Genomic DNA, 19,331 nt, shown 5'->3' on the forward strand with positions numbered 1-19,331 from the left:
GATCACCTGCCGAATTGATCACCCGCGAAACGAGGAGCGACTCACCATGGCCACGACCGACCCCATCGCGCGGCAAGTAGCGAGCACGATGCCCGTACACCGCTATCAGCCGTACCAGCAGGTTTTTGATGTTGAACTGCCCGACCGCGCCTGGCCGACCAGGGTGACCACGACGGCGCCGCGCTGGTGCGCCGTGGACCTGCGCGACGGCAACCAGGCCCTCATCGACCCGATGTCGCCGGAGCGCAAGCGGCGCATGTTCATGCTGCTGGTGCAGATGGGCTACAAGGAGATCGAGGTCGGGTTCCCCGCCGCCAGCCAGACGGACTACGACTTCATCCGGCAGCTGATCGAGGAAGACCTGATCCCGGACGACGTGACCATTCAGGTGCTCACCCAGTGCCGGGAGCACCTGATCGACCGGACCTTCGAGTCGCTGCGCGGCGCCAAGCGGGCGATCGTGCACTTCTACAACTCGACGTCCGTGCTGCAGCGGCGCGTGGTGTTCGGGCTGGACAAGGACGGCATCACCGACATCGCCACGACCGGCGCGCGGCTGTGCAAGAAGTACGCCGAGATCCACACCCCGGACACCCAGATCTTCTACGAGTACTCGCCGGAGTCGTACACGGGCACGGAACTGTCGTACGCCCTGGAGATCTGCTCGGCCGTCATCGAGGCGATCGACCCCACCCCGGACTGGCCGCTGATCATCAACCTGCCGGCGACCGTGGAGATGGCCACGCCGAACGTCTACGCCGACTCGATCGAGTGGATGCACCGCAACCTGCCCCGGCGCGAGAGCGTGATTTTGAGCCTGCACCCGCACAACGACCGGGGTACGGGCGTGGCTGCCGCCGAGCTGGGCCTGCTGGCCGGCGCGGACCGCATCGAGGGCTGCCTGTTCGGCAACGGTGAGCGCACCGGCAACGTCGACCTGGTCACCCTGGGACTCAACCTGTTCTCGCAGGGCATCGACCCGCAGATCAACTTCGCCAACATCGACGAGATCAAGCGCACGGTCGAGTACTGCAACCAGCTGCCCGTCCACGAGCGCCACCCGTACGCCGGCGACCTGGTCTACACGTCGTTCTCCGGCTCCCACCAGGACGCCATCAAGAAGGGCTTCGACTGGCTGGACCGCGACGCCGCGGCGGCCGGCACGGCCGTGGCCGACTTCACCTGGGGCGTGCCCTACCTGCCGATCGACCCGAAGGACGTCGGGCGCTCGTACGAGGCCGTGATCCGGGTGAACTCGCAGTCCGGCAAGGGCGGCGTCGCGTACATCATGAAGGAGGAGCACAACCTCGACCTGCCGCGCCGGCTGCAGATCGAGTTCTCCGGGGTGGTGCAGCGGCACACCGACGACGAGGGCGGCGAGGTCCTGCCGGGCGCGATGTGGGAGATCTTCTCCCAGGAGTACCTGGTGGACCACCAGATCAACCCGACCGTGGCCGTGTCGACGTACTCGGCGGCGACCGTCGACGGCAAGGTGGAACTGGTCGCCGAGGGCGGCCCGACCGGGCAGCTCACCGGCGTCGGCAACGGTCCCATCGACGCGTTCGTCAACGCGCTGTCCGACGTGGACATCTCCGTCCGGGTCCTGGACTACGCCGAGCACGCCATGTCGTCCGGCGGGGACGCGCAGGCCGCCGCGTACGTGGAGTGCGAGGTCAACGGCGGGACGTACTGGGGCGTGGGCATCGACGCGAACATCGTCACCGCGTCGCTGCGCGCGGTCGCCTCGGCCGTCAACCGCGGCACCCGCGGCTAGGTCGTGAGAAGTCTCCGGTACGTGGCCGTCACGCGGAAGACCACGTACCGGAGACTCAGTGCCGGCCTGTCCGCGAACCCGACGTTCGCGGCCGAGTCGTTGTGTCGGGCTTCCGCCCCGCACGCCGCGCATAACGCCATAACGTGAGCGAAACACCCGGGTACTTCGGTCCGGGTGCCTGGTTCCTGTCGCACGCGCAGGGCATGCTGTCTGCGTGCGTTCACCCCTCCGCGTCATCCTCGCCTCTGTCGTTTGTGGACTGCTGCTGACCGCTGGCAGCTGTGACGTCGAAACCCCGACCCCCGCTCAGAACAACAACAACGGCGGTGGCGGCGGCGGCAACGTCACCAAGCCGGCCCCGGGCGGCGGGGCGGCACGCGGCATGCTCACCCAGCTCAAGGTCGCCGAGTGGCACTCGATGTCCGGGTACAGCCGCGACCGGTTCCCGCACTGGACGAGCCAGGGCGGCGGCTGTGACACCCGCGAGGCGGTCCTCAAGCGCGACGGCAAGAACGTAAAGACCGCCAGCGACTGCAAGGTCACCGAGGGCTCGTGGCACAGCGTCTATGACGGCAAGGACTTCTCGGTAGCCCGGGACCTCGACATCGACCACGTCGTGCCGCTCGCGGCCGCCTGGCGCGCCGGGGCCTGGGAGTGGACGGACGACGAGCGCAGCGACTTCGCCAACGACATGGAGCGGCCGCAACTGCTCGCCGTGTCCGCCTCAAGCAACCGCTCCAAGGGCGACCAGGACCCGTCGACCTGGAAGCCGCCGGCCCAGGACTACTGGTGTCAGTACGCCACCGACTGGGTAACCGTGAAGTCCTACTGGAAGCTGACAATCACGGCCAAAGAGAAGTCGGCGCTGGAGGACATGCTGGCAACCTGCTGACGCGCGTCCGCCGAGGATGGGAGAGTGGGCGCATGACGGAGCAGCGGGTCACCGACATCGTGCCGGGGCCGGGTGGCGTGATGACCGACGAGGTGGGCGTCGTGACGGGCGACCTCACGCTGCGCACCGAGGTCGATGACGCGCTCAATGTGGTCGTCCGCGTCCAGTACAAGGACGCGGCGGAGTGGTACACGGTGACGGGCGCGCGCTCGCAGCTGGCCGACCTCAAGGACATTGACGCGATCCACACGATCGCGGTCGCGACCCTCCACCGCCCCGAGGGCTGACCGTCGCGTCACGCCACCCGCTGCGATCAGCTCCAGCGGTCGCCCGTGATGCGTTCGTAGAGTTCCACGTAGCGGGCGCGGGTGCGGTCGACGATCTCGTCGGGCACCTCGGGGCCGGGGGCGGTCTTGTCCCAGCCGGTGCTGACCGCCCAGTCGCGGACGATCTGCTTGTCGTACGAGTTCTGCGGGCGGCCCGGCGCCCACTCGTCGGCCGGCCAGAACCGCGACGAGTCCGGGGTCAGCACCTCGTCGCCCAGGGTCAGCGCGCCGTCCGCCGAGTACCCCAGCTCCAGCTTGGTGTCGGCGATGATGATGCCCCGCTCGGCCGCGATCGCGGAGCCGCGCCGGTACACGGCGAGCGTGATGCCGCGCAGGTCGGCCGCGACCTGCGCGCCCACCTTGTCGACGACCTGGTCGTACGTCATGGGCTCGTCGTGCATGCCCATGGGGGCCTTGGTCGAGGGCGTGAAGATCGGCTCGGGCAGCGCGGACCCGTCGACGAGCCCGGGCGGCAGAGCGACCCCGGACACCTTGCCGGAGGCCCGGTAGTCCGTGAGGCCGCTGCCGGTGAGGTAGCCACGGGCGACGCACTCGACCGGCACCATCTCCAGCCGCTTGCACCGCACCGCCCGGCCGGCGAACTCGGCGGGCACGTCCGTGGCCGAGATGATGTGGTGCGGCAGCAGGTCGGCGAGGCGGTCGAACCACCACAGCGACAGCTGGGTGAGGATCTTGCCCTTGTCCGGGATCGGCGTGGGCAGGATGACGTCGTAGACGGACACGCGGTCGGACGCGACCAGGATGAGATCGTCGCCGTCGAGGTAGACGTCGCGGACCTTCCCGGAGTGCAGGAGCTTCACGGCGAACACCTTAGACCGCGCGGCGGCCCTCGAATGCCCTGCCAAGTGTGATCTCGTCCGCGTACTCGAGATCCCCGCCTACCGGCAGCCCACTGGCGAGCCGGGTCACCGAAAGTCCCATGGGCTTGATCAGCAGCGCCAGGTAGGTCGCCGTGGCCTCGCCCTCGGTGTTCGGGTCGGTCGCGAGGATGATCTCTTTGACGGAGCCGCTGGCCAGCCGGGACATCAGTTCGCGGATGCGCAGCTGGTCGGGGCCGATGCCGTCGAGCGGGTTGATCGCCCCGCCGAGCACGTGGTAGCGCCCCCGGAACTCGCCCGTCTTCTCGATCGCGACGACGTCCTTGGGCTCCTCGACGACGCAGATCAGCTCGTCGCTGCGGCGCGGGTCGCGGCAGATGCGGCACTGCTCCGTCTCGGACACGTTGTAGCAGGTGTCGCAGAAGCGCACCTGCTCCTTGACCCGGGTGAGCGCCGCGGCGAGCCGGTTCACGTCGATCTTGTCGGACTGCAGGATGTGGAACGCGATCCGCTGGGCGCTCTTGGGGCCGACGCCGGGCAGCCGGCCGAGTTCGTCGATGAGGTCCTGGATGGCTCCCTCGTACATCGGCGTCAGAAGCCGGGCAGGCCGAGGCCGCCCAGACCGCTGGTGAGCGGGCCCAACTTGGCGTCGGAGAGCTCCTTGCCGGCCGCGGCAGCGTTGTGGATGGCCGCGAGGACGAGGTCCTCCAGCGTCTCGACGTCCTCGGGGTCGACCGCCGACGGGTCGATCTTCACGCCGCGGAACTCGCCGGACGCCGTCGCGGTCACCGTGACCAGTCCGCCGCCGGCGGTGCCGGTCACCTCGGTCTCGGCCAGTTCGGCTTGGGCCGCCTCCATCTGCTGCTGCATGCGCTGCATCTGGAGCATGAGCTTCTGCGGGTTCATTCCGGGACGCACGGTGCGCTCCTCAGGTCGGGCCGGGATGTCCCCCTGAGCCTAGACCTTCAGCACGACCGTCTTCATGATCTTGTCGGCGAGTGTCTGCCGCTTGGCGTCCCACAAGGGGAAGAGCCAGCCGATGTAGCAGATGATCGAGTCGACGATGTGCGCCACGTCGCGCAGGAACGCCTTGAGCATGCCGATCGGCTGCCCGCCGTTGATGGCCACCAGTCGGGTGCTCATGACCCGCCGGCCCCACGTCTGGCCGGTGGTGCCGCCGAGGTACCAGCGGTTGTAGATGAGCAGACCGAGGGCGATGAGGCCGAACACGACGCCGATGAGGCCGCCGAGACCGGTGTAGTTGCCGTTCTCGTCCGATGTCGCCCGGCCGATACAGCTCCCGCACGCCGAGGGGATGGCCACGACGACCCAGTCGATGAGGAAGCCCCCGGCGCGCACGAACCAGTTGGCGTAGGGCGGCGTCGGCATCGTGTAGTACTGCGGCGGTTGGACAGAAGGCGGCGGATAGGACATACCCGTATTGTTCCGGTGTCACCCGTTAGCGGGAGGGCGTTTCGCTGATCTTCTCCGCGCCGAGCTTCTCGGCGAGCAGCCGCAGGGCCTGCTCCTCGCTGGTGCCGAGGCTCGCCTCGGTCTCGTCGTCGAGCGGCTCGTCGCCCGGGTCGAACCCGTCGTAGAACCGGTCCCCGCTCGGCTTGTCGTAGTCCGGGTCGAACGGGGGTTCGTCCGCCGGCGGGCCGTCGTCCGCGCGGCCCATTCCCGGCGTACGGGCGACAGCGGGCGCCGTGCGTGCCCGCGGCAGCCCCCCGCCCGGCTCCGGAACAGTCCCCCGGCCGGCGGTTCCCGCGCGCGCCGCGGCCGCGGCCCGCGCCGCCGCGCCCGCCCGTGCGGCCGGCCCCATCGCAGCCGCCGGGTTGCGCGCAGCGGCCGGGCCGGCCTGGGCCGCGGCGCCGAGCTGACCGGTCTGGGTCGCGGCGCTGAGCTGGCCGGCCTGGCTCACGGAAGGCGGCTGGCTCGGCCGGGCGGCCTCTTCGAGCCCGGTGCCCGATCCCGAGGTCCCGAGCGACGGGCCGACGCCGGCCGGTGCGACCTGACCGGCGCCCGCCGCGGCCGCGTTCGGACCCGCCGCCCTGGCCGCGCTGCCCGGTTGGGCCGTGTCGGGCCAGTCGTCGTCATCGCCGGAGGGCGCCGGCGTGGCGCGCACCGGGGCGGCCGCCCCGCCCGGACCGCGACCCTGACCGCCGCTCTGCCGGCCGGCGCCCTGCGGCGCGGCCCGGGTGGCGTCGCGACCCTGGGCGGGACGCGGCGCGCCACCGGAGCGGGCCGGCTGGGCGGGCGCGGAGCCGGGCGAGAAGCGCTGGGCGGCGTCCCCGCCGACCTCGCAGCGGATCTGCCACGTGCCGCCGAACCGCTCGTAGAGCGCCTCGACCAGCAGCGCCGAGTTGTCCGTCAGCATCGTCGCCAGGGCGGAGGACTTCACGACGAGCACGACGGTATCGCCGTCGAGCGCCCGTACGATCGCGTCGCGCGCCAGCGCGGCGGTTTTCTGGCTCTTGCGGCGCACGGCGGCGAGCAGGTCGTCCCAGACCAACCGCACGGCCGCGACGTCCAGCTGGCCGGGGGCCGCGCCGTCGGCGCCGGGGGGCGCGACCGACGGGCCGGCGGCCTCGGGAGGGCTGGCGGGAGCCTCCTCGCGCGGGGGCTGGCTCGCGGGCGCCACGGCGGCCGGGACGCCGGAGTCGCGGGACCCCGCCCCGCCGGTGGGGTGGTGGCCCGCCGGGTCGGCGGCGGGGGCGGGAAGGGGATCGGCGGCGGGGGCGACGGCCGCGGGCGCGGCGAACGGTGCCTCCGGGGCGGCGGCGAGGCGGCGCTCCATGCGCTCCATGCGCTGGAGCAGCGCGGCCGCTGAGTCGTCCGCCCCGGGCAGGAGCATCCGGGCGAGCACGAGTTCGAGCAGCAGGCGCGGGTTGGTGGTGCCGCGCATCTCGGTGAGGCCGTTGTGCAGCATGTCGGCCATGCGCGACAGGGTCGCGGGGCCGAAGTGGCTGGCCTGGGCGGCCATCCGGTCCAGCTCGTCGGGCGGGCCGTCGATGATGCCCTTGTCGATCGCGTCCGGCACCTGCTGCAGGATGATCAGATCGCGCAGGCGCTCCAGCAGGTCACTGGCGAAGCGGCGCGGGTCGTGCCCGGCCTCGGCGACCTTGTCGACCGCGGCGTACGCCGTCGCGCCGTCCGCCGCCGCGAGCGCGTCGCAGACCTCGTCGAGCAGGGCGCTGTCGGTGACGCCGAGCAGGGCGACCGCGTGGGCGTAGGTCACGCCCTGCTCCCCGGCGCCCGCGATCAACTGGTCGAGCACGGACTGCGAGTCGCGGGCGCTGCCGCCGCCGGCCCGCACCACGAGCGGGAACACGGCCGGCTCGACCGCGATGCCCTCGGCGGCGCAGAGCTGTTCGAGGTGCGGGCGCATGACGCCCGGCGGGATCAGCCGGAACGGGTAGTGGTGCGTCCGCGACCGGATCGTGCCGAGCACCTTCTCGGGCTCGGTCGTGGCGAAGATGAACTTGATGTACGACGGGGGTTCCTCGACGAGCTTGAGCAGCGCGTTGAAGCCCTGGGTCGAGACCATGTGGGCCTCGTCGATGACGTACACCTTGAAGCGGCTCGACACCGGCGCGAAGAAGGCTCGTTCGCGCAGGTCACGGGCGTCGTCGACGCCGCCGTGGCTGGCCGCGTCGATCTCGATGACGTCGATCGAGCCGGGGCCGTCGGGGGCCAGGGCGCGGCAGGAATCGCACTCGCCGCACGGCTCGGGGGTCGGCCCTTTCTCGCAGTTGAGCGAGCGCGCGAGGATGCGCGCGGACGAGGTCTTCCCACAGCCGCGCGGGCCGGAGAACAGGTACGCGTGATGGAGCCGACCCGTGCGCAGCGCCTGGATCAACGGCGCGGTGACGTGATCCTGCCCGATGACCTCGGCGAACGTGCGCGGCCGGTACTTGCGGTACAGCGCCAGAGCCACCCGGACAACCTACCGCGCCGGTACGACGGACGACATGAGCGTGGCGCCGCGCGGCACGGGTACGAGAAAGGTGTTTTGTTCTTTGATTTCCGTTTTAGTCGGATGACACTCGCGGCATGACCAACATCACGCGTCTCGTTGTCCAGGCCGCCGTGGCAGGCGGCCTGGCCGCCGCCCTGATCGTCCCGGCCGGACCGGCCCTGGCCGCCCCCGACAACCTCGACAAGCACCGCGCCCAGGTCACCGAACGCATCGACGAGCGGCTGGAGTCGCTCGGCCGCAGCGCCCGGCAGGTCGCGGACGCCAAGCACCTGACCCACCGCCACAAGGCGGCCCTCACGGCGCTCGTCAGCCACGAACGCACCCTGCTGACCCGGCTACGCGCCCGCGTCGCGGCCGAGCGGACCAACCGGGGCCTGCGGGCCGCCGCCGCCGACCTGGTGGAGCGCCGCGACGCGTTCAGCGCCGTACGGCCGAGGATCCGGGCCGTCATCGCGGCCGACACGGACACCGCCACGGCGGCGTCGCTGATGGAGGTACGCGGCCGGTTCGTCGGCCGGGTGGCCAACGCCACGGCCGCCGGCGCGAACACACGGGCCGCCGAGGGCCAGCTGCGCACCCTGCGGATCTCCGTCACGCGGGCCCAGCGGCTGCTGGCGGGCAAGGCCGACGCCGTGATCGCGGCAGCGCCGGCCGCCGTCGAGCGGATCGCCCGCGTCATCACCACGGCTCACGAACACATCCGGCAGGCGCTCACGGCCGCGCGCGGCGTCCGGGAGTTCCTGGAGGCCCACGAGCGGCGGCGCGGCTAGGCACAAAAAGGGCCTCTCGTGCACCCGCCAGAGCCCGCTTATCCTTGCTGCCTTCCGGCCCTGGGGAGGTTCACGAGATGTACGCCGCACGAGAGGCTCCGACCACTGTACCCGAGTGCACGAGCCGCCAACCCTTCGGTATCGTTGCCGGCGGAGGATTCGCCTAGAGGCCTAGGGCGCACGCTTGGAAAGCGTGTTGGGATAAAACCCTCACGAGTTCGAATCTCGTATCCTCCGCCACCTGAGCAGCACAAAGCTCTTCGCTGACAGGGTTATGGCGAGAACGGGTCACCTGGTGACCGGTTCTCGCCATAACTGTTCCGGGCGGGCTACGGGGTGACGCGGCGGATGATGAGCCAGGAGCCCGCCGCCGCGACGGCCGCTATCGCAACCGGCCACACGGTGAGCAGCACGGCCGTCGGCTGGTCGGCGAAGAAGCCGATCAGCGCGCCCCACCAGCGCTGCCACGTGATCAGGATGGCCGCCGCGCCGAGGGCCACGATGGCCGCCACGGTGAAGATCCAGAAGCCGGTCGCCCCGAAGCGGAGGATGATGGCGCCGAGCGTGAACCCGCAGAACACCAGGGCGAGCAGCGTCACGGCGTACTCGATGATCTGCAGTGGGGGGTTGTCGCGGGCCAGGAACGGCAGGTCGAAGAAGGACATCCGGATGCCCCAGCCGTCCGTGGCGCGTTCGATCAGGGCCAGGAGGTAGAGCACCACGCCCGAGCCGAGCGACCAGGCGGCGGTGAGCACGGTGGTGGCGGTGAAGAAGGTGCGCCGGGTGACGCCGAAGCCCAGCATGAACGGCAGGTGCTGGTGCACCAGGACGGCGCCGACCGCAGCCGCCGTGAGGTAGATGCTGGCCAGCGCGCCGGTCTTGGGGCCCCCGGGGATGTCGTCGCCGATGACGGAGAAGAGGGCCACGTTGATGACGAACGCGGTCGCGAGGATGACCCACGGCCAGGTCAGGCCGTTCTGCGCGGTGAAGGTCTGGATGCGGACGACCTGCAGGGCCCGGTTCATCGGGTCGCCTCCTTCTGGGGTGCCCGCTGAGGGCCGGCTGCGGACTGGGTGGTCAGGCGCACGAAGAGTTGCTGCAACGTGGCCGGTTCGACGGTGACGCCGCGTGCCGCCGCGTCGTCGCGGGTGTCCCTGTCCAGCACGCCGCGCACGGTGACGCGGGCGATGGCGCCGAGGCGCTCCAGGTGGAGCACGTCAAGGTCGGCGGTCAGCTCGTCGACGACGCCCGACGGGCCGGTGAGCAGGGCGGCCTCGCCGCGCAGCGCGTCGGCCTCGCGGTCGAGCACGATCCGGCCGCGGTCCATCACGATCACATGCTCGAGCAGATCGGCGACCTCGTCGATCAGGTGGGTGGACAGCACGACGGTGCGCGGGTGCTCGGCGACGTCGGCGAGCAGCCGGTCGTAGAACAGTTGCCGGGCGACGGCGTCGAGCCCGAGGTACGGCTCGTCGAAGAGGGTGACCGGGGCGCGGGCGGCGAGGCCCACGATCACGCCGAGGGCGGAGAGCATGCCGCGGGAGAGCTTCTTGACGCGCCGGTTGGTGGGCAGCGCGAAGTCCGCGAGCAGCGCGGCGGCGAAGTCCGCGTCCCAGTTGGGGTAGAGCATGGCCGCGCTGGCGAGGACGTGGCGCACCTGGAACTGGTCGGGGTAGCGCTGGCTCTCCTTGATGAAGCACATCCTGGTGAGCACGGCCTCGTTCTCGACCGGGTCGGCGCCGAAGACGCTGATGTCGCCGGCCGTGCGGAACAGCTGGCCGGTGAGCAGTTGCATGAGGGTGGTCTTGCCGGCCCCGTTGCGGCCGAGCAGCCCGTACACCCGGTTTTCCTTGAGTGTGAAGGTGACGTCGTCGACGGCCGTGACCCCGCCGAAGGCCTTCGACACACCGGTGACGGTGATGGTCACGGCTTCTCCTCCCACTGGTCGATCAGTGACTTGATGTCGGTGACGCTGAGGCCGAGCTTTTCGGCCTCGGCGAGCAGAGGTCGCACGTACTGCTGGGCGAACTGGTCGCGGCGGCGGGCGATGAGCTTGGCCCGGGCGCCGGTCGTGACGAACATCCCGATGCCTCGTCTCTTGTAGATGGTTCCGTCGTCGACCAGCTGGTTAACGCCCTTGCCGGCGGTGGCGGGGTTGATCCGGTGGAACGCCGCCAGCTCGTTCGTGGAGGGCACCTGGGCCTCCTCGGCGAGCGAACCGTCGATGATCGAGTTCTCGATCATCTCGGCGATCTGCAGGAAGAGCGGCCGGCCGTCATCCACCAGGGCCGCCCACTGGGGGTCCGTGGCCCCCCGTAGCCCACGGACCCCGGTGTGTTGGTTCATTACTCATGTAACTAACCATGCAACCGACGAACGCGGAAGTCAAGAGACGTTTTCCATAGTCACCAGGGGTAGCGGTTTCGTAGCACTGAGCTAATGTCGATGCATGCGGCGCGCCAGTCGGCGTCCGGAAGCGGTCCTCCACCGCGGTCCCCCGGGCTCGACCGACGCGCCGGCACACACACGGCACCCGAATCCCCCCAGGGTGCGCACACGTCACCGCGGCCGGCTCAGGCCGTGGGAACCGCGCTGGGAGACACCCGGCCGGCCCGAAGGGGGACACATGACGATGAGGCGATCATTCGCGCCAGCCGCCGCTACCGCGGGGCTGTGTGCGCTCGCCCTCGCCGCCTGCGGGCCGGACAACGCGTCCATCGGTACCGCCGCGAGCACCGACCACACCGACCAGGTCACGACAGCCGCCGCCCAGGGCACACCCCGGTCGCCGGTCATCCCGTCGCCCCGGCCCACGCCGGTCGCCGCCCCGAGCGCCTCCATCAAGGCGGCCACCACGGCGACGCCGGCCCCCGCACCGACCACCGGCGACCCCAACGTCATCAGCTTCAACGGGCTGCACGGCGTCCAGATCGGGCAGTCCGTCGGCGAACTCACCGCCGCCGGCAAGCTGGCCGAGGCCACCCACGGCTGCGCCCGCCAGTTCGTCGGCGTCGACCACGCCGACCCGGTCTTCGACCACGACCGGCTGGCGTTCATCTGGGCGTTCCCCCCGCTGCACACGCCCGAGGGGATCATGGTGGGCGACACGAAGGTCGCTCTCGACGAGGCCTACCCGAACGCCGAGCGCCTCACGCCGCCGGCCGGCTCACCGGCGTTCGCCGGTTCATTCGTACGCCACCCCAACGGCGTGGCGTACCTCGTCCTGCACGACGGCCAGACCGTCCAGAAGCTGATCGTGGGCGCCGAGGACGCGGTCCGGGCGCTCTACACCCAACGCCTCGACACCTGTTGAGGTCCGGGTCGCGACCCGGCCCGGTGCGGGCCGGGTCGCGACGACCCGATCAGCTGATCACCGCGTCCAGGGCGACCTCGACCATCTGGCTGAACGTCTGCTGCCGCTCGTCGGCGGACGCGTGCTGGAGCGTCCTGAGCTGGTCGCTCACCGTCAGAATCGTCAGGGCCCGGGCGCGGTACCGGGCCGCGATCGTGTACAGCGCCGCGGTTTCCATCTCCACCGCGAGTACGCCGTAGTCGGCCAGCCGGTCGTAGAACCCCTCCTTCTCGATGTAGAAGGCGTCCGCGGCGAACACCGGCCCCACCCGCATCGGGATGCCGCGCGCCTCGGCGGCGTCGACGGCGCTGCGCAGCAGCGCGAAGTCCGCCACCGGCGCGTAGTCGACCAGCCCGTCGAACCGGAACCGGTTCATGTTCGAGTCCGTGGACGCCCCGATCGCCGCGATGACGTCCCGCAACCCGATGTCCTCGGTGATCGCCCCGCACGAGCCCACCCGGATCAGGGTGTTTACGCCGTACTCGTTGATCAGCTCGTGGGTGTAGATCGACGCGGACGGCATGCCCATGCCGGACCCCTGCACGCTGACCCGTACGCCCTGGTACGTGCCCGTGAAGCCGAACATGTTCCGGACGGTGGAATAGCACGTCGCGCCCTCAAGGAACGTCTCCGCGATCCACTTCGCGCGCAGCGGGTCGCCCGGCATCAGGACCCGCTCGGCGATCTCGCCCGGCTTGGCGCCGATGTGCGTACTCATGTCTGGAGATCCTAGGCGGATACCTCTTCGACGGGCCGCCGGATCGTCCGGTACCCTTCTCGGCGGTGGTGTGTCCGAGTGGCCTAAGGAGCACGCCTCGAAAGCGTGTGAGGGTTTACGCCCTCCGCGGGTTCAAATCCCGCCGCCACCGCCACAAGCACGAACGCCCAGCCGCCTTACCGGTCGGCTGGGCGTTCTCGTGTGCGCTAAGGCGCTCGGAAGACGTCGTGGGTCCCGATGCGGCGCCAAATGATGTGCGGTTCGCCGGGGTGGACCTCCCTGCCGTACTGCCAGGTGGCGCGTCCGTCGGGTGCCCAGGTCATCTCCCATACGCCGGAGGTCGCCTGTACCCGCCTAACGCGGAGGCCGGGACGGAACGGGCGTCCGTTCTTGAGGTCGTCGACCATCTCGGCAACTGCGGCGAGGAAGCGCTTGCGCTGCTCGGGGGTCAGTTTCCGGTAGTCGGCACCGAATATCGGTCGACTCTCGTATGTCGGGGTCACCGCAGGACGGTTGGGTCGTCAATTCCGGCGGCCAGGGTGGCGAGGAACTCTTCATCACTGCCGAAGACCTGACCAGGCTTGCCGGCGGCCAACTCGGCGTCCACCTGTCGCTCGCCGGCCTGCCACTCGGGCGTCCAGAACCAGTCCTGGTCGCGCGGCACGAGTGTGGCGGGCGTGAGAATCACGCGGCCGCTATCGACGGTCACGATGAGGTCATCCCCGTCGCGTAGTCCCAGTTCCATCCGGACGTGAGCAGGAAGGGTCACCTGCCCTCGGGCGCGCAGCACGGCTCGGCCCGGCTGGCTGTCGTGGTGCGTTTCCGCTGTCATGGCGACCTCCGACTTTCTGATACTCCGAATGTACTCCGTGTGACGGCGCTAACAATGTGACCGACCGATCGGTTAGTCGGGTAGAGTCACCGGCGTGACGACCGATGGGCGGCTGGCGCGCGGCGAGCGCACCAGGACGAGTGTGCTGGACGCGGCGATCGAGCTCGCCTCCGTCGAGGGACTCGGCGGCCTCTCACTGAGCCAGTTGGCCCAGCGCCTGCCGGTGACCAAGTCGGCGCTGTTCGCCCACTGGGCCTCCAAGGAGGAACTCCAGCTCGCCACCATCGAGCACGCCCGGGAGCAGTTCGCCAACGTGGTCGTGCGGCCGGCGCTGCAGAGCCCCAGGGGCGTGCGGCGCCTGTTCGCCGTGCACGAGTCGCGCCTGCGCTTCTACGCCGACGGCGTACTGCCTGGTGGCTGTTTCTTCGCGAACGCGCAGTACGAGTACGACGCGCGCACCGGCCCGGTCCGGGACCGGCTCGCGGAGGTGTCCGCCGAGTGGTTGGCCACCCTGGAACGCCTCGCCCGCGAAGCCGTCCAGCTCGGGGACCTCAAGCCGGGCACCGACCCGGAGCTGGTCGCGTTCGGCGTCGACGCCGCCGGCACCGCCGCCGTCTACCGGTCGCGGCTGCACGAGCCCGACCGCACGTACGCCCTGTCCCGCGCTGCCGTGTTGCGCCTGCTGCGGCCGCTGCTGACCGACCCGACCCTGTTGCCTGAGGAGTGAACGCATGACCGGACACACCCGCACCGTCACGGTGCACTTCGATGACCTGGACGCGATGGGGATCGTGCACAACGCGCGGTACGCCCTCATGTTGGAGCGGGCCATCACCGCCTTCTGGGCCGAGCGCGGGCACTCGATCACGGCCAGCGGGCCGACCAGCACGGACGTCATCAACGCGGTGCGCGAGTTCAGCATCACCTACCACCGGCCCATCCGGGGCACCGGCGACGTGAACCTGCGGTTCTGGCTGGAGAAGCTCGGCGAGACCAGCGCGGTCGTGGGCTTCGAGTTCACCTCGCCGGACGGGGACGAGCTCTACGCCGACGGCCGGCGGGTCAACGTGAAGCTCGACCCGCGGACGCTGCGTCCCGCCGCCTGGTCAGAGGAGGCTCGGGGCATCGCCGCCGGCCTGCTGCGTACGCCGGAAAAAATCTCTCATTAGCGCCGCGCACTCCGGCTCGAGCACCCCCGCGTAGACCTCGGGCCGGTGGTTGAGCCGGGCGTCGCGCACCACGTCCCACAGCGACCCGACCGCACCGGTCTTCGGCTCCCACGCGCCGAAGACGACCACCTCGATCCGGGCCAGCACCAGCGCGCCCGCGCACATCGTGCAGGGTTCGAGGGTGACGACGAGGGTGCAGCCGTCCAGCCGCCACCCGTCGCGCTGGGCGGCGGCCCGGCGCAGCGCCACGATCTCGGCGTGCGCGGTCGGGTCGCCGGTCAGTTCGCGCTCGTTGCGACCGCTCGCCAGCTCGACGCCGGACGGGTCGTAGACGACCGCGCCGACCGGAATGTCGACCGCCGGCTGCCCGGCCGCGACCGGCCCGGCGGCGGCCACCTCAAGGGCCCGCCGCATCCACGCCTCGTGACGAGCCCTGCGCCCGCTCACGCCTCCCGCAGTTCTTCGACCTCGTCGCCCGCGCCGATGGCCTGGCACACCTCGGCCGTGATGTCGCTGGGCAGCATGCCCTCCTGCGCGCAGAGCGCGAGCAGCCGGGCCGACGGCACGCCGAGGTCGGCGAGCAGGTCCGCGTCGCCCACCGGGTCCGCGTCCGGCGGCGTCAGGGGTGGTTGCCCGGCGTCGTCGTCCGCCGGCGCCGCGGTCTCCTCCTCAATGTCGAGTACGGGCTCCTCGATCTCGCCCAGCAGGAGCGCGCCGAGGCGCGACTCGTCCGCGAAGGCGGCGTCGGAGCCGAAGACCCGCAGGTCCTCGCCCTCATCCAGGCGGACGATCACCAGGTACGAGTCGTCGGACTCGACGAAGAGGAGCGCCGTGTCGGCGTCGGGATCGATGTCGCGGAGACGGTCCGCGACGTCCTCGATGTCGGCGAGGCCGGCGAGCGAGAACTCAGACGCGGCCCACGCCCCGGCACCCCTGACCAGCGCTGCGGCGAAATAAGACACGGTCCCCCCGGACGACTTGGCACCCCGACCTTGAACAACGAACGATCATGTACGCGGGCGACCGGCCCGGGCGCCCGGATCGCGGGCTCAGTTGGCGACGCGGCGGCGCGGCACGCGGGGCACGATGAGCGCGCCCACGCGTCGCAAACCGGTGCGTTCCCGCAGCGCCTTGGCACTCGCCAGCTCGGCGAGCACCTCCAGGCGCCGCCGGCGGCGATCCGGATCGAGCCGCTGCGGGTTCCACACCATGTCGCCGAGACTGAGCCATGCGCGCGGCGCCGTCAAGGGCCATGACGGCCCGTGACACGCGCTTGACGTGCTGTTTACCAAAGAAACCATCCCGTTGCCGCCCACCGGGCCACGACCAGCGCGATCGCGATCGCCACGCCGCATCCGGCCGAGAGCGCCACGCCGACGGCGACCCCGCGGTCGCCGACGGCGGCCAGCAGGAGGGCGACCAGCCACGCCACGACGGCCGCCCCGAGCACCAGCCACACGAAGCCGCGCGCGGAGGTGGCCAGCATCGCGAAGACGAAAAGCCAGGCGGCCGCCGCGCCCGCGCCCGCGAGCACGGCGCCGACCCGGACCGGATGCGGCTCGCGGAATGCGGGTCGCGCCGGCCGGGTCGGAAACAGGCCCGAAGGGGGACGGGAGCGATCCATCGAACGAAGCGTAGTGTCCCGCGCCGGCCGCAGGAGCGAACTGCGCGAATCGCCGCTACGTGTCACGCGGTACGCGAGGAGTTTCCGCGCCGGAATAGGGTGTGCCCGTGGATGTCGCGGTCATCGGCCTCGGCCTCATCGGAGGCTCGCTGCTGCGTGCCCTGGCGGCGGGCGGTCACCGGGTCATCGGGTACGACGCCGACCCGGCGACGCGCGCCATGGCCCGCACGGCGGCCGCGCAGGCGCCGGCGGCTGCCCGCTGGGAGGTCGCCAAGGCGCTGAGCGACACGCTTCGCCGGGCCGACATCGTCGCGATCGCCACACCGCTGCCCGCCGTCGGCAAGGTCCTCGACCAGATCGTGGCGGCCGGCTACAGCGGCCTGGTGACGGACGCGGTCTCCGTGAAGCAGCCCGTACGCGAGCTTGTGAACCAGCGCGAGCGGCTGTTCGGGTACGTCGGCGGGCACCCGATGGCCGGCCGCGAGCGGGCCGGCTTCGCCTCCGCCGACGCGGAGCTGTTCCGGGGCTGCGCGTGGGTGCTGTGCCTGGACGCCGAGACCGACCTGGGCGACTGGCTGACGATGGCCACCGTGGCCACCGGGCTGGGCGTGCGGGTCGTACCGACCACGGCGATCGCCCACGACGAGGCCGTGGCGACCGTGTCGCACGTGCCGCACCTGCTCGCCTCCGCGCTGTCGCGCGCGGCGGCCGTGCCGCTGGCCGGCACGCTGGCCGCCGGCTCGTTCCGGGACGGGACCCGGGTCGCGGCGAGCCCGCCCGGCCTGATCGCGGCGATGTGCGGCGGGAACTCCGGGCCGGTCCTCGCGGCCCTCGACGCGCTGCTCGCCGAGCTGGCGCACGCGAGGGAGGCCCTGCTGGCCGAGGACCCGGTGAACGCCGTGCGCGCCTGGGCGCAGCCCGGTCACGACGTACGCAGCTCCTGGCCGCGCGGCTGGGGGGCGCCGGTGACGATCCCGGCCCGCCCGAAGGAGCTGCTGTCGCTGGGCGAGACGGGTGGCTGGGTCACCGCCGTCTCCGCCGACCGCCGGACGGTCACGGCGGTCCGCCCGGTCTAGGCGTTCGGCTCGATCACCCGGGTGTCGGTGACGATGGCCGTGACCAGGTGGTACGGGGTGACGTCGAACGCCGGGTTGATGGCGCGGGCGCCGGGCGGCGCACTGCGCGCGTTGCCGAAATGCAGCACCTCGTCGGCCGCGCGGTCCTCGATCTCGACCGTTTCGCCGGACGGCGTGTGCTCGTCGACGGTCGTCTCGGGCGCCACGACGATGAACGGGATGCCGGCCGCCCTCGCCCCCAGCGCGTGCGCGTAGGAGCCCACCTTGTTGATCACGTCGCCGTTGGCGCACACCCGGTCGGCGCCGAGGATCACCGCGTCGACCTCGCCGCGCGCCATGAGGAACGGCCCCGCCCCGTCGACCGCCACCTGGTAGTCGATGCCGAGCCGCCCCAGCTCCCACGCGGTCAGCCGGGCCCCTTGCAGCAGCGGCCGCGTCTCGCTGGCGATCACCGCGCCCAGCCCGCCGCGCCGGTGCAGCTCGGCGACGACGCCCAGCGCGGTGCCGCCGGTGACCGTGGCCAGCCCGCCGGTGTTGCAGTGGGTCAGCAGGCGGGGCGCCGACCCGCAGAGCACGGCGACCAGGTCGGCGCCCCGCTCGGCCATGGCGGCCGAACTGGCGATCTCCGCGTCGCGCAGTGCGAGCGCGGCGTCGAGGACCGCCTGCGGCCCGCCGCCCAGGGCGGACGCCGCCGTGCGCACGCCACGGGCCAGGTTCACCGCCGTGGGCCGCGCTGTCTCCAACCGGAGTACGGCCGACGTGAGCGCGTCGGGCTCGTCGGCGTACTGGCGGGCGGCGATCGCGACGCCCAGCGCGCCGGCCACCCCGATCGCGGGGGCGCCCCGCACGGCGAGCCGCTGGATCGCGTCGATCACCTCGTCGACTGTGGTGAGCCGGAGGGTCCGTTCCGTGTCCGGCAACGCGGTCTGGTCGATGATCTCCACCGCGCCGTCCACCCAGTCGATCGTCCGCATGCGCTCACGGTACCTAGAAGCGCGGCAGGAGCGCGGCGGCGGCGCTGGCCAGCAGCGGGCTTACGATCACGAGGCCGGCCTGGATCTCGCCCAACGTGGTGTGGTCGAGGCCGAGCAGGTGCTCCAGCTTGGCACGGTCCTCGGCGGCCTCGACGAGCCGCTCACGGGGCGCGTGCGCCAGGTCGACGAACTGGCTCACGAAGATGCTCGCCCGCCGCCGCAGCAGCGCCGAGGTGGGCACGTACATGAGCCCGACCAGCAGGGTGCCGGCGGCGCCGGTGTACACGACGGCCGCCTCGTCGAGGTGGTTGGCCGTGCCCCAACCGATCGCGGCCGCGTTCACGAGCACGATGAACACGAGCAGGCTGCCCAGCAGCTGCAGCACCCGCTTGAGCACCCGGCGCAGCTTGATCAGGGCGGCGAGCTGCTCGCCGGGCGTACCGGTGAAGCCCCGCAGGGCCAGGCAGCGCAGCGCGGCGAGGGTGGCCCCGGCGGGCAAGGCACCCACCACGGCGATGGCGGTGAGCAGGACGCCCCGGGCGGTCAGCCCGCTGCCGATGAAGAACTTGGAGCTCACCACGGCGACGGTCGCGAGCAGCAGGAACATGACGATGGCCGGCATCGTCTGCCAGTGCGAGATGCGCAGGACCCGGTTCACCTCGCCGCGGCGGGCCAGTCCGGACCCGAACGCCGAGCCGCTCAGCGCGCCCAGCAGGACCGCCACGGCGGTCCAGATCAGCCAGTTGGAGTGATAGGTGTCCTTGTCCGGGTTGCTCCACGCGACGGCGAATGCGAGCGTCCCGCCGAGCACCATGAGCGCGGTGCGGTAGGTGCGGGTCCAGCCCGCCACACCAAGCGGGCGGGGTGGATAGAACACTGTGGACGAACGCGCCGCGCTGGCCCAGGCCTCGTGCGCGGCCGCCTCATCGGCGGGCCCGAACCCCGGCGAGACCGGCACGACCGGTCCTCTCGCGGATGCCTGTGTCATCGCCCGCCCTTCCCGGTC

24 protein-coding genes, 2 tRNA genes and 1 other RNA gene are annotated in these 19,331 nt (G+C 71.5%); 10 read left to right on the forward strand and 17 right to left on the reverse strand.

All coding sequences use genetic code 11. The features are described 5' to 3' along the window. Window positions 1-46 precede the first annotated feature (46 nt). The 3 genes from leuA (at window position 47) to ABD191_RS29230 (ending at window position 2,953) form a co-directional block, all read left to right on the forward strand. Window positions 47-1,774: a 2-isopropylmalate synthase gene (gene leuA / locus ABD191_RS09745; RefSeq protein ID WP_344079114.1), complete on the forward strand. Its 1,728-nt coding sequence runs from the start codon at window positions 47-49 to the stop codon at window positions 1,772-1,774. A 214-nt stretch (window positions 1,775-1,988) separates the two neighbouring features. Then, on the forward strand, window positions 1,989-2,666 hold the full coding sequence (locus tag ABD191_RS09750) for an HNH endonuclease family protein (RefSeq protein WP_344079116.1): 678 nt from the start codon (window positions 1,989-1,991) through the stop codon (window positions 2,664-2,666). Continuing rightward, window positions 2,561-2,953: a hypothetical protein gene (locus ABD191_RS29230; protein ID WP_425560698.1), complete on the forward strand. Its 393-nt coding sequence runs from the start codon at window positions 2,561-2,563 to the stop codon at window positions 2,951-2,953. Before ABD191_RS09750 ends, ABD191_RS29230 begins: the two co-directional genes overlap by 106 nt. Before the next feature lie 26 nt (window positions 2,954-2,979). Here the strand turns inward: ABD191_RS29230 and ABD191_RS09760 are convergent, their stop codons facing one another. Genes ABD191_RS09760 through ABD191_RS09780 form a run of 5 tightly spaced genes read right to left on the reverse strand, consistent with a single transcriptional unit; the run spans window position 2,980 to window position 7,768 of the window. Next, on the reverse strand, window positions 2,980-3,813 hold the full coding sequence (locus ABD191_RS09760; protein WP_344079118.1) for a phosphoribosylaminoimidazolesuccinocarboxamide synthase: 834 nt from the start codon (window positions 3,811-3,813) through the stop codon (window positions 2,980-2,982). A 10-nt stretch (window positions 3,814-3,823) separates the two neighbouring features. Beyond that, window positions 3,824-4,417 (reverse strand): recombination mediator RecR, encoded by a 594-nt coding sequence (gene recR, locus ABD191_RS09765; RefSeq protein ID WP_344079120.1) that lies wholly within the window; start codon window positions 4,415-4,417, stop codon window positions 3,824-3,826. A gap of 5 nt (window positions 4,418-4,422) precedes the next feature. Beyond that, window positions 4,423-4,737, reverse strand: a complete 315-nt coding sequence (locus ABD191_RS09770) for a YbaB/EbfC family nucleoid-associated protein (protein WP_344079216.1) — start codon at window positions 4,735-4,737, stop codon at window positions 4,423-4,425. Window positions 4,738-4,788: 51 nt separating this feature from the next. Next, window positions 4,789-5,265: an RDD family protein gene (locus ABD191_RS09775; protein ID WP_344079121.1), complete on the reverse strand. Its 477-nt coding sequence runs from the start codon at window positions 5,263-5,265 to the stop codon at window positions 4,789-4,791. 25 nt (window positions 5,266-5,290) lie between these two features. Continuing rightward, window positions 5,291-7,768 (reverse strand): DNA polymerase III subunit gamma and tau, encoded by a 2,478-nt coding sequence (locus tag ABD191_RS09780; RefSeq protein ID WP_344079123.1) that lies wholly within the window; start codon window positions 7,766-7,768, stop codon window positions 5,291-5,293. Between the two features lie 116 nt (window positions 7,769-7,884). Between ABD191_RS09780 and ABD191_RS09785 the strand changes: the two genes are divergently transcribed. Continuing rightward, window positions 7,885-8,580: a hypothetical protein gene (locus tag ABD191_RS09785; RefSeq protein ID WP_344079124.1), complete on the forward strand. Its 696-nt coding sequence runs from the start codon at window positions 7,885-7,887 to the stop codon at window positions 8,578-8,580. A 5-nt stretch (window positions 8,581-8,585) separates the two neighbouring features. Here ABD191_RS09785 and ffs read toward each other — a convergent pair. Then, window positions 8,586-8,680: signal recognition particle sRNA small type (gene ffs, locus ABD191_RS09790), an RNA gene on the reverse strand. 52 nt (window positions 8,681-8,732) lie between these two features. Between ffs and ABD191_RS09795 the strand changes: the two genes are divergently transcribed. Continuing rightward, window positions 8,733-8,820 (forward strand) — tRNA-Ser (locus ABD191_RS09795). A gap of 89 nt (window positions 8,821-8,909) precedes the next feature. Here ABD191_RS09795 and ABD191_RS09800 read toward each other — a convergent pair. The 3 genes from ABD191_RS09800 to ABD191_RS09810 are packed head-to-tail and all read right to left on the reverse strand — an operon-like array spanning window position 8,910 to window position 10,863. After that, entirely contained in the window at window positions 8,910-9,605 is a 696-nt protein-coding gene (locus ABD191_RS09800) for an ABC transporter permease (RefSeq protein WP_344079126.1), read from the reverse strand. After that, window positions 9,602-10,507, reverse strand: coding sequence for an ABC transporter ATP-binding protein (locus ABD191_RS09805; RefSeq protein WP_344079128.1), 906 nt, complete (start codon window positions 10,505-10,507; stop codon window positions 9,602-9,604). Before ABD191_RS09805 ends, ABD191_RS09800 begins: the two co-directional genes overlap by 4 nt. After that, window positions 10,504-10,863: a GntR family transcriptional regulator gene (locus ABD191_RS09810; RefSeq protein WP_344079130.1), complete on the reverse strand. Its 360-nt coding sequence runs from the start codon at window positions 10,861-10,863 to the stop codon at window positions 10,504-10,506. Before ABD191_RS09810 ends, ABD191_RS09805 begins: the two co-directional genes overlap by 4 nt. Before the next feature lie 349 nt (window positions 10,864-11,212). Between ABD191_RS09810 and ABD191_RS09815 the strand changes: the two genes are divergently transcribed. Then, a complete protein-coding gene (locus ABD191_RS09815; RefSeq protein ID WP_344079132.1) occupies window positions 11,213-11,893 on the forward strand; it encodes a hypothetical protein in 681 nt (226 codons plus the stop codon). A 49-nt stretch (window positions 11,894-11,942) separates the two neighbouring features. On the opposite strand, the gene deoD is transcribed toward ABD191_RS09815, so the two are convergent. Further along, window positions 11,943-12,650 (reverse strand): purine-nucleoside phosphorylase, encoded by a 708-nt coding sequence (gene deoD, locus ABD191_RS09820; RefSeq protein ID WP_344079134.1) that lies wholly within the window; start codon window positions 12,648-12,650, stop codon window positions 11,943-11,945. Window positions 12,651-12,714: 64 nt separating this feature from the next. Between deoD and ABD191_RS09825 the strand changes: the two genes are divergently transcribed. Then, a tRNA-Ser gene (locus ABD191_RS09825) sits at window positions 12,715-12,804 on the forward strand. 345 nt (window positions 12,805-13,149) lie between these two features. On the opposite strand, the gene ABD191_RS09830 is transcribed toward ABD191_RS09825, so the two are convergent. Continuing rightward, entirely contained in the window at window positions 13,150-13,482 is a 333-nt protein-coding gene (locus ABD191_RS09830) for an AbrB/MazE/SpoVT family DNA-binding domain-containing protein (protein ID WP_344079136.1), read from the reverse strand. A gap of 94 nt (window positions 13,483-13,576) precedes the next feature. Here ABD191_RS09830 and ABD191_RS09835 point away from each other — a divergent pair, with 94 nt between their 5' ends. Continuing rightward, window positions 13,577-14,209, forward strand: coding sequence for a TetR/AcrR family transcriptional regulator (locus ABD191_RS09835; protein ID WP_344079138.1), 633 nt, complete (start codon window positions 13,577-13,579; stop codon window positions 14,207-14,209). A gap of 4 nt (window positions 14,210-14,213) precedes the next feature. Then, window positions 14,214-14,651 (forward strand): acyl-CoA thioesterase, encoded by a 438-nt coding sequence (locus ABD191_RS09840; RefSeq protein ID WP_344079139.1) that lies wholly within the window; start codon window positions 14,214-14,216, stop codon window positions 14,649-14,651. On the opposite strand, the gene ABD191_RS09845 is transcribed toward ABD191_RS09840, so the two are convergent. The 4 genes from ABD191_RS09845 to ABD191_RS09860 form a co-directional block, all read right to left on the reverse strand. After that, entirely contained in the window at window positions 14,589-15,146 is a 558-nt protein-coding gene (locus ABD191_RS09845) for a nucleoside deaminase (protein WP_344079141.1), read from the reverse strand. The genes ABD191_RS09840 and ABD191_RS09845 overlap by 63 nt on opposite strands. Further along, window positions 15,095-15,613 carry a tRNA adenosine deaminase-associated protein gene (locus ABD191_RS09850; RefSeq protein ID WP_344079143.1) on the reverse strand — a complete coding sequence of 173 codons (519 nt, stop codon included), beginning with the start codon at window positions 15,611-15,613 and terminating at the stop codon, window positions 15,095-15,097. Before ABD191_RS09850 ends, ABD191_RS09845 begins: the two co-directional genes overlap by 52 nt. A gap of 87 nt (window positions 15,614-15,700) precedes the next feature. Beyond that, on the reverse strand, window positions 15,701-15,862 hold the full coding sequence (locus tag ABD191_RS09855; RefSeq protein ID WP_344079144.1) for a hypothetical protein: 162 nt from the start codon (window positions 15,860-15,862) through the stop codon (window positions 15,701-15,703). A gap of 74 nt (window positions 15,863-15,936) precedes the next feature. Then, window positions 15,937-16,275 (reverse strand): hypothetical protein, encoded by a 339-nt coding sequence (locus tag ABD191_RS09860; RefSeq protein WP_344079146.1) that lies wholly within the window; start codon window positions 16,273-16,275, stop codon window positions 15,937-15,939. A gap of 107 nt (window positions 16,276-16,382) precedes the next feature. Between ABD191_RS09860 and ABD191_RS09865 the strand changes: the two genes are divergently transcribed. Then, the gene (locus tag ABD191_RS09865) at window positions 16,383-17,351 is read left to right on the forward strand and encodes a prephenate dehydrogenase/arogenate dehydrogenase family protein (protein WP_344079148.1); all 969 of its coding nucleotides are present in this window, start codon (window positions 16,383-16,385) and stop codon (window positions 17,349-17,351) included. On the opposite strand, the gene mtnA is transcribed toward ABD191_RS09865, so the two are convergent. Together mtnA and ABD191_RS09875 are read right to left on the reverse strand one after the other, a co-directional pair. After that, window positions 17,348-18,325, reverse strand: a complete 978-nt coding sequence (gene mtnA, locus ABD191_RS09870) for an S-methyl-5-thioribose-1-phosphate isomerase (protein ID WP_344079150.1) — start codon at window positions 18,323-18,325, stop codon at window positions 17,348-17,350. The two genes, ABD191_RS09865 and mtnA, sit on opposite strands and share 4 nt — an antisense overlap. A gap of 13 nt (window positions 18,326-18,338) precedes the next feature. Further along, the gene (locus tag ABD191_RS09875) at window positions 18,339-19,283 is read right to left on the reverse strand and encodes a hypothetical protein (RefSeq protein ID WP_344079152.1); all 945 of its coding nucleotides are present in this window, start codon (window positions 19,281-19,283) and stop codon (window positions 18,339-18,341) included. Between the last annotated feature and the right edge of the window lie 48 nt (window positions 19,284-19,331).

The sequence above is a fragment of the Luedemannella helvata genome, from assembly GCF_039528415.1.
Lineage (GTDB): Bacteria > Actinomycetota > Actinomycetes > Mycobacteriales > Micromonosporaceae > Luedemannella > Luedemannella helvata.

Coding starts and splice junctions, on each gene's coding strand:
- ABD191_RS09815 (WP_344079132.1), top strand. CDS start 11,213: ATGAGGCGATCATTCGCGCCAGCCGCCGCTACCGCGGGGCTGTGTGCG.
- ABD191_RS09860 (WP_344079146.1), bottom strand. CDS start 16,275: ATGGATCGCTCCCGTCCCCCTTCGGGCCTGTTTCCGACCCGGCCGGCG.
- ABD191_RS09830 (WP_344079136.1), bottom strand. CDS start 13,482: ATGACAGCGGAAACGCACCACGACAGCCAGCCGGGCCGAGCCGTGCTG.
- ABD191_RS09800 (WP_344079126.1), bottom strand. CDS start 9,605: ATGAACCGGGCCCTGCAGGTCGTCCGCATCCAGACCTTCACCGCGCAG.
- leuA (WP_344079114.1), top strand. CDS start 47: ATGGCCACGACCGACCCCATCGCGCGGCAAGTAGCGAGCACGATGCCC.
- ABD191_RS09785 (WP_344079124.1), top strand. CDS start 7,885: ATGACCAACATCACGCGTCTCGTTGTCCAGGCCGCCGTGGCAGGCGGC.
- deoD (WP_344079134.1), bottom strand. CDS start 12,650: ATGAGTACGCACATCGGCGCCAAGCCGGGCGAGATCGCCGAGCGGGTC.
- ABD191_RS09855 (WP_344079144.1), bottom strand. CDS start 15,862: ATGGTGTGGAACCCGCAGCGGCTCGATCCGGATCGCCGCCGGCGGCGC.
- ABD191_RS09775 (WP_344079121.1), bottom strand. CDS start 5,265: ATGTCCTATCCGCCGCCTTCTGTCCAACCGCCGCAGTACTACACGATG.
- mtnA (WP_344079150.1), bottom strand. CDS start 18,325: ATGCGGACGATCGACTGGGTGGACGGCGCGGTGGAGATCATCGACCAG.
- ABD191_RS09770 (WP_344079216.1), bottom strand. CDS start 4,737: ATGAACCCGCAGAAGCTCATGCTCCAGATGCAGCGCATGCAGCAGCAG.
- recR (WP_344079120.1), bottom strand. CDS start 4,417: ATGTACGAGGGAGCCATCCAGGACCTCATCGACGAACTCGGCCGGCTG.
- ABD191_RS09840 (WP_344079139.1), top strand. CDS start 14,214: ATGACCGGACACACCCGCACCGTCACGGTGCACTTCGATGACCTGGAC.